The 13,195-nt window shown below is 48.6% G+C and carries 15 protein-coding genes; 5 read left to right on the forward strand and 10 right to left on the reverse strand.

Annotated elements, in window-relative coordinates:
• Nucleotides 1-295 precede the first annotated feature (295 nt).
• From hpaD (K6123_RS21525) to hpaD (K6123_RS21545), 5 genes are all read left to right on the forward strand, one after another.
• A complete protein-coding gene (gene hpaD / locus K6123_RS21525; RefSeq protein WP_221801502.1) occupies nt 296-1,147 on the forward strand; it encodes a 3,4-dihydroxyphenylacetate 2,3-dioxygenase in 852 nt (283 codons plus the stop codon).
• A gap of 6 nt (nt 1,148-1,153) precedes the next feature.
• On the forward strand, nt 1,154-1,630 hold the full coding sequence (locus tag K6123_RS21530; RefSeq protein ID WP_221801504.1) for a GlcG/HbpS family heme-binding protein: 477 nt from the start codon (nt 1,154-1,156) through the stop codon (nt 1,628-1,630).
• A 33-nt stretch (nt 1,631-1,663) separates the two neighbouring features.
• Nucleotides 1,664-3,097 (forward strand): aldehyde dehydrogenase family protein, encoded by a 1,434-nt coding sequence (locus tag K6123_RS21535; protein WP_221801506.1) that lies wholly within the window; start codon nt 1,664-1,666, stop codon nt 3,095-3,097.
• A 107-nt stretch (nt 3,098-3,204) separates the two neighbouring features.
• Nucleotides 3,205-4,416, forward strand: coding sequence for a multidrug effflux MFS transporter (locus K6123_RS21540; protein WP_221801508.1), 1,212 nt, complete (start codon nt 3,205-3,207; stop codon nt 4,414-4,416).
• 61 nt (nt 4,417-4,477) lie between these two features.
• Entirely contained in the window at nt 4,478-5,404 is a 927-nt protein-coding gene (gene hpaD / locus K6123_RS21545) for a 3,4-dihydroxyphenylacetate 2,3-dioxygenase (RefSeq protein WP_221801509.1), read from the forward strand.
• Nucleotides 5,405-5,936: 532 nt separating this feature from the next.
• Here the strand turns inward: hpaD (K6123_RS21545) and K6123_RS21550 are convergent.
• The 10 genes from K6123_RS21550 to K6123_RS23540 all read right to left on the reverse strand — a co-directional run bounded on the left by K6123_RS21550 (nt 5,937) and on the right by K6123_RS23540 (nt 13,127).
• Entirely contained in the window at nt 5,937-6,281 is a 345-nt protein-coding gene (locus tag K6123_RS21550; RefSeq protein ID WP_221801512.1) for a hypothetical protein, read from the reverse strand.
• 86 nt (nt 6,282-6,367) lie between these two features.
• Nucleotides 6,368-7,816, reverse strand: a complete 1,449-nt coding sequence (locus K6123_RS21555) for a DKNYY domain-containing protein (protein ID WP_221801513.1) — start codon at nt 7,814-7,816, stop codon at nt 6,368-6,370.
• Between the two features lie 208 nt (nt 7,817-8,024).
• Nucleotides 8,025-8,666, reverse strand: a complete 642-nt coding sequence (locus K6123_RS21560; RefSeq protein WP_221801515.1) for a transposase — start codon at nt 8,664-8,666, stop codon at nt 8,025-8,027.
• The gene (locus K6123_RS21565) at nt 8,644-9,075 is read right to left on the reverse strand and encodes a hypothetical protein (protein WP_221801517.1); all 432 of its coding nucleotides are present in this window, start codon (nt 9,073-9,075) and stop codon (nt 8,644-8,646) included. The genes K6123_RS21560 and K6123_RS21565 overlap by 23 nt, the downstream gene beginning before the upstream one ends.
• Before the next feature lie 130 nt (nt 9,076-9,205).
• Complete coding sequence (locus tag K6123_RS21570; RefSeq protein WP_221801519.1) at nt 9,206-9,535, reverse strand: hypothetical protein; 330 nt, start codon at nt 9,533-9,535, stop codon at nt 9,206-9,208.
• 131 nt (nt 9,536-9,666) lie between these two features.
• Nucleotides 9,667-10,125: a DUF695 domain-containing protein gene (locus K6123_RS21575; protein ID WP_221801520.1), complete on the reverse strand. Its 459-nt coding sequence runs from the start codon at nt 10,123-10,125 to the stop codon at nt 9,667-9,669.
• A gap of 76 nt (nt 10,126-10,201) precedes the next feature.
• Nucleotides 10,202-10,606 carry a hypothetical protein gene (locus K6123_RS21580; protein WP_221801521.1) on the reverse strand — a complete coding sequence of 135 codons (405 nt, stop codon included), beginning with the start codon at nt 10,604-10,606 and terminating at the stop codon, nt 10,202-10,204.
• A gap of 51 nt (nt 10,607-10,657) precedes the next feature.
• Complete coding sequence (locus K6123_RS21585) at nt 10,658-11,008, reverse strand: hypothetical protein (RefSeq protein WP_221801522.1); 351 nt, start codon at nt 11,006-11,008, stop codon at nt 10,658-10,660.
• A gap of 473 nt (nt 11,009-11,481) precedes the next feature.
• On the reverse strand, nt 11,482-12,633 hold the full coding sequence (locus K6123_RS21590) for a hypothetical protein (RefSeq protein ID WP_221801523.1): 1,152 nt from the start codon (nt 12,631-12,633) through the stop codon (nt 11,482-11,484).
• A complete protein-coding gene (locus K6123_RS23540) occupies nt 12,630-13,127 on the reverse strand; it encodes a DUF4365 domain-containing protein (RefSeq protein ID WP_221801524.1) in 498 nt (165 codons plus the stop codon). The genes K6123_RS21590 and K6123_RS23540 overlap by 4 nt, the downstream gene beginning before the upstream one ends.
• Nucleotides 13,128-13,195 lie beyond the last annotated feature (68 nt).

The following is a 13,195-nucleotide window of genomic DNA, read 5'->3' on the forward strand; positions in this document are numbered from 1 at the left end:
ACAACTGGGCGCGCCCGACCTCAACCGCCCCGCCTACATGCTCGAAAACATTGGCCATTCCCCCAACCCTGATCTGGCTCAAATGCTGACCTGATCTGGCTCAAGTACGCCCCTTTTCGGACTTTTTGCTGCGTTGACACTAGATAACATGTTAACTATATTTTACTTAACATGTTAATATTTAGTGATCACTAGCCAGCATGGACGGTTTCCAGCCTTCTGTGCCGACCGACAGAGCCGCAGCCAACTGCGGTTCTGCCAACTTCAGTCGAACAAATACAACAAGGTGATGACGATGGGCGAACTTACAATTGCTGCGAAAGTGACACACGTACCAACCATGCTGCTGTCGGAAAAACCCGGCAAACTGGAAGGCTGCCGCCAGTCGGCCATTGATGGCCACCGTGAGCTGGGCCGCCGTGCCCGTGCCGCTGGTGTCGATACCGTCATTGTGCTGGACACCCACTGGCTGGTGAACGCCGGTTTCCATATCAACAGCAACGAACACTTCGAAGGTGTTTACACCTCGCACGAGTTCCCCCATTTCATCCAGAACCTGCAATACAGCCATCCGGGCGAGCCAGCGCTGGGCGATGCCATCGCGGCCAAAGCCACGGAAAAAGGCGTGCACACGCTGTCACATCAGGTGCCAACCCTGGATCTGGAATACGGCACTCTGGTGCCACTGCAGTTCATGGACCCGGATTCACAATTCAAGGTGGTTTCCATCGCTGCCTGGTGCACCGTGCATAACCTCAACGATTCCCGCGTGCTGGGCGAAGCCATTGCCGAAGCGATTGCGGAGTACGACGGCAAGGTCATGCTGCTGGCATCTGGTTCGCTGTCTCACCAGATCTGGGAGAACGAGCTTTACGTTGCCAACAACGGCACCTTCACCATCTCCCGCGAATTCCACAAACAGGTCGACCTGCGAGTGCTGCAGCTGTGGGAGCAAGGCGAATACGCCACCTTCCTGAAGATGCTGCCGGAGTACGCCAAATTCTGTTGTGGTGAAGGCGGCATGCACGATACCGCCATGCTGTTTGGCGCACTGGGCTGGGACCAATACCAAGGCAAGGCCGAGATCATTACGCCGTACTTTGAAAGCTCCGGCACCGGCCAGACCAATGTGCAATTTCACCTGTAGGTAGCCATGAGCAACAGCACTTCGCTTTATCAGATCCAGGAGCTGAGCGCCGACTCAGCTCTGGCCATGTTACAAGCCGCCCGCGCCAAAGCGGGAGAGCTTGGCGTGGCCGTTTGCATTTCTGTGGTCGGCCCTCAAGGCTTGCCGCTGGCGAGTCTGCGGATGAACGGTGCGCCACTGCACTCCATCGACTACGCCGCAAACAAGGCCTACACCGCCGTCAGTTTCAAACGCCCGACCCATGAATGGGATCAACGACTGGCCAACCAGACCGACATCAAACAGGCGTTAGCCAGTCATCCCCGCATGTTGATGCTGGGTGGCGGTTTACCGGTTCAGTTGCCCGCCTCAGTCGATGCCAATACGCCGGTTATTGGCGCGGTTGGAGTGTCCGGAGCGTCGGTACAGCAAGACATTGAATGCGCAGAAGCGGCCGTTAGTGCCGCGTTACAACCAGCGGCCTGCTCGCCAGCCGCCAATTAATAACAACGAATAATACCAAACGGAGAAATGGAAATGCTGCAGGCATCCTACCCCTACTATCTTGCCAACGAGGCTGTAGCCGCCAACCAGGACCTCGAAGTCACCAACAAGTACACCGGTGAAGTCGCCACTCGTGTTGCCATGGCCGACGTTGCTGCCATCGACAAGGCCATTGCGGCGGCCGTAGAAGCCACCGAACCAATGCGCAAGATGCCTGCCTACAAGCGTCAGGAGATCATCTACCACTGTGTGCGTCGCTTTGAAGAACGCTTTGAAGAGCTGGCCCAGGCGCTGTGTATTGAAGCCGGCAAACCCATCAAGGACGCCCGCGGTGAAGTTACCCGCTTGATCGACACCTTCAAGATCGCCGCTGAAGAAGCGACCCGTATCTACGGTGAAGTGATTCCGATGGACATCAGCCCACGCGCCAAAGGTTACACCGGCCAGTGGAAGCGCGTGCCAATTGGCCCTTGTTCTTTCATTTCGCCGTTCAACTTCCCGCTCAACCTGGCGGCTCACAAGGTGGCACCCGCATTGGCAGCAGGCTGTCCGTTCATCCTCAAGCCAGCCTCACTGACGCCAATCGGTGCCATCATCATTGGTGAAATTCTGGCCGAGACCGACCTGCCAAAAGGCGCGTTCTCGATCCTGCCATGTCACCGTGACGGTGCTGACCTGTTCACCACCGACGACCGTCTGAAGTTGCTGAGCTTCACCGGTTCTCCTGAGGTGGGCTGGAACCTGAAAGCCAAAGCCGGCAAGAAGCCAGTGGTACTGGAACTGGGTGGCAACGCCGCCTGTGTGGTTGACGAAGGTACTGATCTGGAAGACGCGGTACAGCGCATTGTGTTTGGTGCTTATTACCAGTCTGGCCAGAGCTGCATCTCTGTTCAGCGCATCATGGTTCACGAAAGCCTGTACGACGAAGCCAAAGAGCGCCTGACCGCTGCAGTAAACGCCCTGGTGGCGGGCGATCCAGCTGACGAAAACACCTTCATTGGCCCAATGATCTCCGAGAAAGAAGCTACTCGTCTGCACACCTGGGTTGAAGAAGCCCGTGAAGCCGGTGCAACCGTTCTGGCCGGTGGCCAGCGCGACGGTGCCATGCTGCAAGCCACTCTGCTGGCAGACTGCACCCCTGACATGAACGTCAACACCCAGGAAGCCTTCGGTCCTGTTGCGGTGCTGAGCAAGTTCTCTGACTTCGACGAAGCGCTGAAAGAAGTGAACAACTCCGACTTCGGCCTGCAAGCCGGTATCTTCACCAAGGACATCTACAAGGCTCAAAAAGCCTGGGACGAACTGGAAGTCGGTGGTGTTGTGATCGGTGACGTACCAAGCTGGCGTGTAGACCACATGCCATACGGCGGTGTGAAAGATTCCGGTGTCGGCCGTGAAGGTGTGCGTTACGCCATCGAAGACATGACCGAAATCCGCCTGATGGTGCTGCGCAACCCGAACGCGTAAGCCAGCCTCTGTAGGAGCGAATTTATTCGCGAATTTATTCGCTCCTACACGGTGTCAGACCTAATTATTGAGGAACTGCATTGAACAAACCCCAACTCCAGGTCCCCATGCCACTGCTCTCCACCGTGGCGCTGGCATCACCACTGGCACTCAATCTGTTTGTGCCAGCGATGCCGGATGCTGCCCGCGAGTTGGGGGTCGATATCAACACCATTCAGCTGACCTTCACCGCCTACCTGTTGACGCTGGCGATTGGCCAGCTGATTTCCGGGCCTCTCGCGGATTTCTTTGGTCGGCGGCCAGTGTTGATGTGGGGTTTGGCACTGCATGTTCTGGGCAGCGTTCTGGCGGGCCTGTCCGGCGACATCACCCTGTTGGTCGCCGGGCGGGTCCTTCAGGCACTGGGGGGCAGCACCGCCATGTCGCTGGCGCGCACCATTATTGTCGATGTGCATGGCCGTCAGGGCGCAGCAGGCAAGATGGGATACATGGTGATGTCGATCGCCATTGCCCAGTCGATTGCGCCAACGGTTGGCGGTTATCTCAACCTCTGGTTTGGCTGGAGCTGGACCTTTGTGCTGCCAGTGATTATCGGCGCAGCGGTGGCCTTGCTGGCATTTCGCTGGCTGCCGGAAACCTGTCAGCAGAAGAGTGACAGCCTCAAACTCGGGCGGGTGCTGGGTTTGTATCGCCAGGTGCTGATGTCATCGGAATACCTTGGCTACGCCCTCTCGACCACCTTTATTGCAGCGGCTTTCTACATGTTTGTCGGCAGCTCGCCCTACATCGTCATCGACCAGCTGGGTGGCAACTCAGCCCAGTTTGGCAGCTGGTTTCTGGTGGTGTCGCTGGCCTTTATGGCAGGCAGTTTTCTGTCTACCCGGCTGGCGCAGCTGCTCAATATCGACCGCATGGTGCTGCTCGGCAACAGCTTTTCGCTGCTCGGTGCAGTGCTGCTGTTGTGGTTCGCCAGCCAGCAGCAACTGAGCCTGTGGACGCTGTTTGTGCCCATGGGGTTGGTCACGCTGGGACGTGGCCTGAGCCAACCAAATGCCCAGTCCGGTGCCATTGCCTGTGCGCTGGCGTTACCCAACGCCGCCGCCGGAACCGCTTCCGGGCTGATGGGATTTATTCAGCTGCTGACCGGCGCCGCGCTGGCACAGCTGACGCCCTGGTTAATGCACCAGGGTCTGGAAGTTTTAATGAGCTGCCTGGTGGCAGCGCCCGTGCTGGCAATCGCCAGCCACAGCTATTCCTGGTTACGCCGACAGCCGTCGGCGAATCAGTCAGGGCCGACTGAAAGCGGCCAGAAGTCATAACAATAAAATTCGAGCCAGTGCCATACTAGCCGTATGGCCCAACATAATGAGGATAATAAAAATGGGTAAGCTAGCACTTGCAGCCAAAATCACCCACGTGCCATCCATGTATCTGTCTGAACTGGATGGTCCGCGTAAAGGATGCCGTCAGGCGGCGATTGATGGTCACCTGGAAATTGACCGTCGCTGCCGTGAGCTGGGTGTCGATACCATCGTGGTATTTGATACTCACTGGCTGGTGAACTCGGGTTATCACATCAACTGCGCACCACACTGGGAAGGCACCTACACCAGTAACGAACTGCCGCACTTTATCAGCAACATGCCGTACGACCTCTACGGCAACCCGGATCTGGGCAACCTGCTGGCCAGGGTCTGTAACGAACATGGCGTTGAAGCCATGGCGCACGATGCCACCACTCTGGCACCGGAATACGGCACCCTGGTACCGATGCGCTATATGAACCAGGATAACCACTACAAGGTGATCTGTGTTTCCGCCCTCTGTACCGTGCATTACCTGAACGACAGTGCCCGTCTGGGCTGGGCCTTCCGTGAAGCGATCGAAAAATACTACGACGGCACCGTCGCCATTCTGGCTTCCGGCTCACTGTCTCACCGCTTCGCCCAGAACGGCCAGGCACCGGACTTCTCTGACAAGATCTGGAGCCCACTGCTGGAAACCCTCGACCGCGACGTGGTGAAAATGTGGGAAAACGGCGATTGGAAAACCTTCTGCGATATGCTGCCGGAATACGCCGCCAAAGGTCATGGTGAAGGCTTTATGCACGACACCGCCATGCTGCTGGGCGCACTGGGCTGGTCTGACTACGACGGCAAGGTTGAAGTCATCACCCCATACTTCGGCAGCTCCGGCACCGGCCAGATCAACGCCATCTTCCCGATTACAGAAGTGTCCGGCGACGCCGTACCAGCGGCCCAGGCATCACTGCAGGCCGAACTGGCCTATGGTGCAAGCCGGTTGTAAGGCGGGCTTGAAACGCTCCAGCGAGTGTCGGATGGCACTCGCTACGCTCGTTGATCCGGCCTACGCGAAGAAGATGGATGTAGGTCGGATAAGCCTGCGCCATCCGACGCCAGGTCATCCAATCGGCAACGAGTCTGGCTCCACGCTCCCGCGAGGGAATGAGACAGAAGAATCACCGGATCATACGCCGGACGACCACCGGCTTTGCCACCATTGCCATATAGCTCGTCAAATGGAGTTAAATCCACTCGATCCGCGATCTGATGGTGCAGAGCATATTCGAATGTCCGGACACCCCTTCAGGGCCAGAGGTAAACAGGGCTCTTCGAAGTTGATCGCTAGCATCGGCGTCTGGTTGTAATCGTAGTGCTTGTACCTTGGCATATCGCATCCTCGCTGCTGCCAGGGATTTTACCGCAGAGAGGCAGTTGAGAGAGGTTTTTCTACGGCTTCAACGCCAGCTAGAAGACGAGCGAAGCGAGTCCTGGTGAAGGCCACGCTTTTTATGGCCGCAACGAACTTCAGCGGATTGTTAAATGGCGATTGCACGCTGCCACCTTTTTGCTTGTTTTAGTGACCGATGCCTTAAATTTTGGCTATCTATCTTTGATGCTGAAATTTTAAGCAGCTTATCACAAATAGATATATCAATTGGAAAACCAGATTCGATCCATGTCACGGCTTTCTCTGCCCAATGTCTTGAGCCAAAATCAAGCGCAAACGAAAGCATCTCAGCCACGCTCTCGGTGCTAATTTGAGTCGGCTGAATCCTTTCCATTATTTCAGGATATTCATACTCAAGAAGAACTAAAAGAGAGATTAATCTGTTGCTCTCAATCCAGCGATGTTCGATCTCTTCAATTTCTACCATAGCCATTTAACGCCCGGCCTTGGGGCCCGTGATTTTACTCGTCCCGCCACGCTTTTCACTGTCCGATGCAACGTATTATTATACATTAATAGTTAGCGTCCAGTTAAATTCATCCATCCATTGACGGAGTCAAACACCCTTACATGCTCTTCCATCATCTCACCCTCGCTGAAATATGCGTGATAGATTCTAAAGCCATTCTCATCATATATATTGAAGTAACGTTTTTTCCTCCCACCTTGTTCGAAGGCCATTGACCAAACTCCATCCATAAACTCCACTTGGTAATCAATTTTAGACTCGCTAATGGTTACGCCATTCTCGTTGTTCTTTATAGTTTCGCTGCAGGCGCCTATAGTAAATTTACACGGGCCTCCTAAGTAAATAATCTCTTGACCATAGCCATCGATACGAGACTTTGATCTTAAAAATCCAGTTTTAGGGTCCAGAAACTCTTGTTTAACTATCCAATCCTCATTGTTATGTATGGATAGAACAGCAGTTTCTGGATTATTCTTATCCAAAACATAAAGATTTTCATCTGGTTTCAGACTTGAATAGGTCAAAGCTGTCAAAAAGCGAAACTGGTTGGGAAGCTGACTTATACTAAGCGCTGAGACCTTTTCGGGAGTAAGTAAATTCCCAGGATAATTAGATACAACCAAGTTTTGGGTAATAGCGGAATTTCTAGCCGCCTCGCTTTGTGCATTCCTATCATCTGCAAGCCATTTTCTCGCAACTCTCATCGCGGAAGCTTCAATTTGATCATATGACATCCTGGTGACATCAGTAATTTTCTTGCTACTGTCACAAGCAACTGGCTTTCCTGTCATAAAGCAGTTTTGACCATCTGTGGCATCGTAATTGCCCTTTCTTTCGTACTTAAAAGATGCTGCATTAGCCTCTGTTAATAACTTATCCGCGTAGTAAACACGTTCTCCATCAGTAGCGTATTTATATTTAACGAAGCGAAAGTTTGAAGCGTCAACATTAGGTAGAGTGTGTTCATCATAGTAGACGCAGCGATCATCCCTAGACCAGTTAAAGCTCTTCTCTTCAATAGCGCGGAAAGTAGCTAGATCACAGGGATTCAAAGGTTTCTCATTTACATAAACATTCGATGCGTCTTTAGCATATTCCAAATGTTTGGAACCTTGAACAATCACTGTTGTGGCTGGGTCAGCCCCTTCAATTATCTTCTTCTCGATGTAGACACGGTTTGAATCAGCACCATAGTTCTTTGCCAGTAGCCTGAAAGTAGCTGGGTCAGCAAGCGGAATTATATGCCCACGGTAGTAAACATGTTTATCATCTTTACCATAATACTTCTGACCCATTGTACTAAAACTGGCAGAGTCAGCGATATATAGATGTACATCGAATGGATTTTTATTGCTGCCAAAAGCCTTACGCTCCACCCAGACGACTTTATCAGGTAGAATCTTGTAATAGTGATATTTTTCTCGTGATACCGACCTATTGGTAGCACACCCAGTCAAAAGAGCAATTACCAACACCAAAACGATACTTTGTATCACCATTCTACCCTCTTCAACGTTCGATATATGGTGCCAGAATTACGCATATAACGAGCCTGTAGAAAAAGTATTTTTTGGAAGCATAATCGGATCATATCCAGATCAGCCCCGAGCATACTTCTTCTGACTGTTTTCAATAGCTGAGGGAGATTTTGAGCAGATAAAAAACGAATTAACGGCATGATTGACCTCCCTTTTCAATAACTTCCCTTTATCGACCAACATATGGCATCAATTTCTCGATGTTATGCACCAGTGAAAACATCTGCCATTGGGCTTGTACCTTCTTTTTATCCCGTAGACTGAACCGCTTCAACCCTTTATTATGTTCCAGATTCGCGAACACGGGTTCAACTGTCGACATTCGGTGACTGTATATTCGTTTGCCTTCGTCACTGTCAATTCTGGCCTGGCTCGTATCGTCCTGATACTCGCCCTCCGGGCTTGCGCTCCAAACCGTTCCCGACGGTTTGGTCATCCAGTCTGTATAAGTCGGTATTGCACTGTAAACCCTGAAGGAGACCTGTCTACCGGAGCCTTTTCTGTGATCGACTGACTCCGGGTTAGTCATGCATTGAACCTTGATTAGACAGACCCGGCAGCCCAGTAATCTGCCAGTAAAATAGGCGGTTTGATTCTCTTCGCTATCCTCGCGTATACCATTAAACGTCAGCGCTTTTCCCTGCGGACAAATGCAGGTGTTTTTCGTTGGGTCAAAGTCAAATTCGCTGGCAGGGATTTGCTTGTGGCGAGTGCTTTTTCGGTTCTCTTCGTGGCGGTGACCGTACTTGTCTTTCTGATCATCGAAGCGTTCATCACGGCTGCGAATGTCACAACAAATTGTGTAAAGCAAGAGCCTTTTCAAATGATGCTGCCCGTTTTACGTCTTCTAACGTGACTTCATACCAGCTTACTGAGTTGAAGTTAAACTCAAGTAAAGGCTCGCATGTGCCAACCTTAACGTATGTTTTAAATCCAAAACATGTAACGAAGCTGTCATACTCAACCCAGTATTTTTTTGAGCCTATAGCTAATGGTGGAGGACACCATACCTGTGGCTTTTCACTATGGACTCTATAGTTCACACCAAGAACATCTAACGCCTTTAACAGCTCCTCTCCACTAGCAAATTTGAGCTCACCTAAAAGCTCAAAACCGTCGTTGTAATGGCCACCTCTAGGGTATTTCAACCTGAAAATTTGGCACCCCCTAAGTTCACTTCTGAATTCTTCAGTTTGATAGAGATCGAATATTGACGTCATTGATGTACCTCCTTGTAGTCTGACTGGACAGCCGCCTAACTCCTGGCTCAGCCACCGCAAAACTGGCGGTTATTTTGCCGCTTTTTTAGAAAAACAAGTGACAGTTTCTGCGGTCAGTTTCAGCCACTTGTTATGTTTTCTCTACCACCTCTTTAATCATGTTGATCAAAGATTCCGCTTCCTGTTTTGTGAGTTTTATTGGTCTCATGCTCGCTGCTAGCTTTGCATTATCAGAAAGCTCTATACCAACGTGCTTACTGCCACTATTTGTCTCGATTACATGCGCACGAATTGTGGTTTTATTCGTTCCTTGAGCTTGGATAATCTCGTCATTTGCTGTATGCACAATTTTTCCACCAAGAATTCGTCCTTTACCAGTTTTGGAAAACATTGACCAAAGAACAAATCCCATAAATCCAAAGAAAATCAATAATGAGACATTGCTTAAAACATTATCCATCTAAATCTTGATCTCTAAAAAATATAACGCCACATAAAACGAGCCGAATACAGAATTAGCTTTGTGTTAAGTTGAAGCGAAGCGGAAACACAAAGCAACTGGAGTGTTTGGCGTCGTTTTTAATGAGTTTGCTAGCCATTAATCCAGTTAGTGTAACTAGCCCAGTCTTCTTCTACTTGAGCCATACATTGAACCTGATGGCTCTTAACTTCTTCCATAATTTGCTCGTGTGCAGATTGGACATTAAAGTTTTTTGGTGCATAAAACACAAATTCTTTGAATGTCCCCATTGTAATTGCTAAAGCCTGAACAGCTGAGCCATGTTTTCTGACTACATTAATTATCTGGTCTTCAACAGAGGCTAACTCTTCATTCTCTTCGGAGGTTGGCATATCACCAGGATTTGGGTCATTGAGAGGAATTGCAAATCCGATTTTAAGAGTATAATCAGTTTTACCAATATGATTGGATAAAGCATTATTTACTCTTACAAAGATAGGGTTGCCATCATAAGCTCCCTGAAGGATTTTCCAATCACCATCCTTGAACATCCCTGATATATCATCCTTTTTCTTAAATAAGCCGAACATAGACTCTCCCTTTGATGGCTAATGCCCAAAGCAGCGAGCGCCGTTTTTTGGCGCCCGCTGCTTTTTTTGTTAACTCTTACTTCCAGAACTGCCACCATTTTTTGATTTCCTGATTTTCTGGAAGCTCATTATTACCTAAGTATGCTTTATCTGCTTGAGGGTCGAAGACGATAAGCTCATGTTGTTCGAGCAAGCTCCATACGAAGTTACCTACTTCAGATGCCCTGCTAAAAACCATGCTTACAATTATATGACCTTCACCTTTATCGAAGCTACATGACCAAGGACTATTATCAACCTCTTCGTCGGAGAGTGTATCAATGCATGGGTATTTACTTTCTAATGCTGCAACAAACGACTTTAGCGCTTCCGACTGTGGCCATGAAGAGGGGGCTCCTTCGCAGCTACTAAGATAAGCAGCTTTCACCTCCTCAGTTGTGGCTCCTTGTTTAACTGAAAAGAAGCCTAAATCATGACTCATGCTCGAATTCCTTTTGGAGAGTTAACACTACCAGCAGAGGCGTGCAGCGTCCTACTGGCTGGCCTTGTTAAATTTTGACACCAGATTTTGAGAGCGATGCCTTTCATTTTGCAAGAATTTCTTCTTATTGTTTGAATTTAAAAGAAGAGATTCAGATATTGCCGAATTCATGGGAAACCCACATTCTAGCCATTCAATAGCTAGCAATGACCAACCACCTCCAATAGGCCAGTTAAGAGCGTACTCAATGAGTGCGCTAAAGTTAGCTTGCTCTAAAGGCGTATCTTTTGAATGCTCTAATGCTGCTGGGTATCCGTATTCTAACAACGGAAGTAGCGCCATGAGTTTATTGCTCTCAACGGCACCACTCCATCGTGTACAGATTTCTTCAACAGTTATCATAAATTTAACGCCGTATTAAGGGGCTGTCAAAGCGAAACATTGGCTGTCCGAGGAGGCCCGCAGGGCCGGAGCGTACTTGAACACCTTGTTATGTTTATCTTGCACAAAAACCACCTATAAACATGAGAACTGCACTAGCAAAACAGACTAGAAAAGACAGGATGTAATATGGCCTGAATTTTTTGCCTTTAGGATTTAAACCATTGCTTGTAACAAAAATACGTAGAGGCCAAAACCAAATTAAAAAAATGCCATACCACGATTGGGATTCTGATCTTTCCTCGTTTGTATAAACAGCAATTGCTAGGAAAATTAGCGCCAGGCCGGAAATTAAAGCTATCCCAAATATGCTTAGCTCTAGGGGTCCATTACAGTTTCCTGACGTGAAGCTCATTGTTTATCCCGAAACATAACGCCCGTAGCACGGGCAAGATTGTAGCGCAGCGAAAATTTTGTCCCTGTGCCTGCGATTGTTAGGATTGCCCATCGAACAAATCTGTGTCGCCTATAACTTTAAAATTCCGAGGATCAACTAGATATGCCGACCGAGGAGTTACATGAAGGTCACCATAGCATTTAACTGAGAGCTTGGGTTTATGGGCTTTGACAGCTTCCCAGTAATCATCTAATCCTAGCTGGATGGAGATATTCTTGTTAGTTCCGTTAACTAATGAGGCTACTCTTACTATTCCATAATCTTCAGCAGGCTCATGATCCATTCTTATTACTAAGCCATACGCCTCGTAGTTTTTAATGACAAATTTACCCTTAAAATATTCTGATGCCGTATCTAATATTGGAATGTGTCGAGAAAGAAACTTATGATTTTTTATAATATCTTGAGAATCTCTCTCAGATGCGGCAAGCTCTATAGAAATCTCTACATCACGACTACATGCTGATCCACTAATACCTATGATAGCGTCGCAGAGATTTGCATTTACTCCACTTGAAATTGCCTCTTCAAAACAAAGCAGTTCTTTCGTTTTCTCGTATTTTTCAATAGCAACACTTGTTGCCTGCAAGCTCCTCGCCAGATTATTACTTATTGATCGAGTAATAGAGCTATCAGCTTCAGGAATATCTATTTCAGAAAAATGAGTGATGGGTGCAATAACATTAACTATATAACTACCACGCTCGGTCTGCCCAAACCTTAATGTGTCTAAAAAATCTTTCACCGCTGATGGCCAGCTGCCAGAATAAAACCTCTTCTTATTGAACGCGGAAAGGCTAGATGAAACCAGCAAATCTTTTGCTTTTTCAAAAAGCAAAACACCGTCATCAATAGGTATAGCACCACCATCAACATCTGGACTCATAACCCGGATTTTCACTATATCAGAGTCAAAATTGATAACATCTTCAACTATCTTAGTAGACGACCGACCTTCAAATTCGGATAAAACTTGAATTGCTTCGTACATTCTTTGGGAGTAATCGCGAAGATTTTCATCTAATGGTTGGATGATTTCCAAGTCGAAATACTTTTCTTCCGGCCGATGCCATACTTTTGCTTTATCACCTATGACACCATCCTCTGCCCAGCCACATGAATACAGATATTTTTCAAGGCGACTCGGAATAACGTCTTTTATGAATAGTTTTAAGTCGAGGGAATTCATGCGACCTCCCTCGTATTAGCTACATTCATTAGATAGATCATGCTTTGCGAAGTAAGTCGTTGAGACCTAGGAATACTCAGTGTAACTGAAGTCTTATTGCTCACAGAGGGCATGCTACGCAGCGAGAACCAATAACAGCAGTGCTTTATTATGCTAGAGGTAGAATGATGGACTAACCAGTCTTCGCAGTTTGGCGGAACAACTAACACAAATAAGTATCTGGGACACAGTACATCTTCGCCTCTCAGGTCATTGTAATTCTTCAATGACAGTGAGAACTTGAGAAAATACTCATCCCCCTCATCATTAGCTGTACATTTCAGCTGGACGTCAATTTGAGGATTTCGAATACCAGTTTGGTAGCCTCTGCCCCGAATAATGACATCTATACTATCATCATCCACATCAGGCTCGGCGCTTCTCAGGCCTGATTGAGCTGCCAATGCTTTCACGAAAGCTTTGCTGAATAATTCTTTTTTTTGATTATCATCCATCTTTAAGCTCGTATCCGAAAAATCCTAACGCTTTGCTAATTGGCTGCCGCAGCGTAGCGTAGGCAGTC

The sequence above is a fragment of the Oceanobacter mangrovi genome (assembly GCF_019740315.1).
In the GTDB taxonomy this organism is placed as follows: domain Bacteria; phylum Pseudomonadota; class Gammaproteobacteria; order Pseudomonadales; family Oceanobacteraceae; genus Oceanobacter; species Oceanobacter mangrovi.

Bases quoted from the DNA above. Each gene is read 5' to 3' on its own strand.
- K6123_RS21590 (WP_221801523.1), bottom strand. From the start codon at position 12,633: ATGAATTCCCTCGACTTAAAACTATTCATAAAAGACGTTATTCCGAGT.
- K6123_RS21550 (WP_221801512.1), bottom strand. From the start codon at position 6,281: ATGGCTATGGTAGAAATTGAAGAGATCGAACATCGCTGGATTGAGAGC.
- K6123_RS23540 (WP_221801524.1), bottom strand. From the start codon at position 13,127: ATGGATGATAATCAAAAAAAAGAATTATTCAGCAAAGCTTTCGTGAAA.
- hpaD (WP_221801509.1), top strand. From the start codon at position 4,478: ATGGGTAAGCTAGCACTTGCAGCCAAAATCACCCACGTGCCATCCATG.
- hpaD (WP_221801502.1), top strand. From the start codon at position 296: ATGGGCGAACTTACAATTGCTGCGAAAGTGACACACGTACCAACCATG.
- K6123_RS21580 (WP_221801521.1), bottom strand. From the start codon at position 10,606: ATGAGTCATGATTTAGGCTTCTTTTCAGTTAAACAAGGAGCCACAACT.
- K6123_RS21555 (WP_221801513.1), bottom strand. From the start codon at position 7,816: ATGGTGATACAAAGTATCGTTTTGGTGTTGGTAATTGCTCTTTTGACT.
- K6123_RS21585 (WP_221801522.1), bottom strand. From the start codon at position 11,008: ATGATAACTGTTGAAGAAATCTGTACACGATGGAGTGGTGCCGTTGAG.
- K6123_RS21540 (WP_221801508.1), top strand. From the start codon at position 3,205: ATGCCACTGCTCTCCACCGTGGCGCTGGCATCACCACTGGCACTCAAT.
- K6123_RS21570 (WP_221801519.1), bottom strand. From the start codon at position 9,535: ATGGATAATGTTTTAAGCAATGTCTCATTATTGATTTTCTTTGGATTT.
- K6123_RS21535 (WP_221801506.1), top strand. From the start codon at position 1,664: ATGCTGCAGGCATCCTACCCCTACTATCTTGCCAACGAGGCTGTAGCC.
- K6123_RS21530 (WP_221801504.1), top strand. From the start codon at position 1,154: ATGAGCAACAGCACTTCGCTTTATCAGATCCAGGAGCTGAGCGCCGAC.
- K6123_RS21565 (WP_221801517.1), bottom strand. From the start codon at position 9,075: ATGACGTCAATATTCGATCTCTATCAAACTGAAGAATTCAGAAGTGAA.
- K6123_RS21575 (WP_221801520.1), bottom strand. From the start codon at position 10,125: ATGTTCGGCTTATTTAAGAAAAAGGATGATATATCAGGGATGTTCAAG.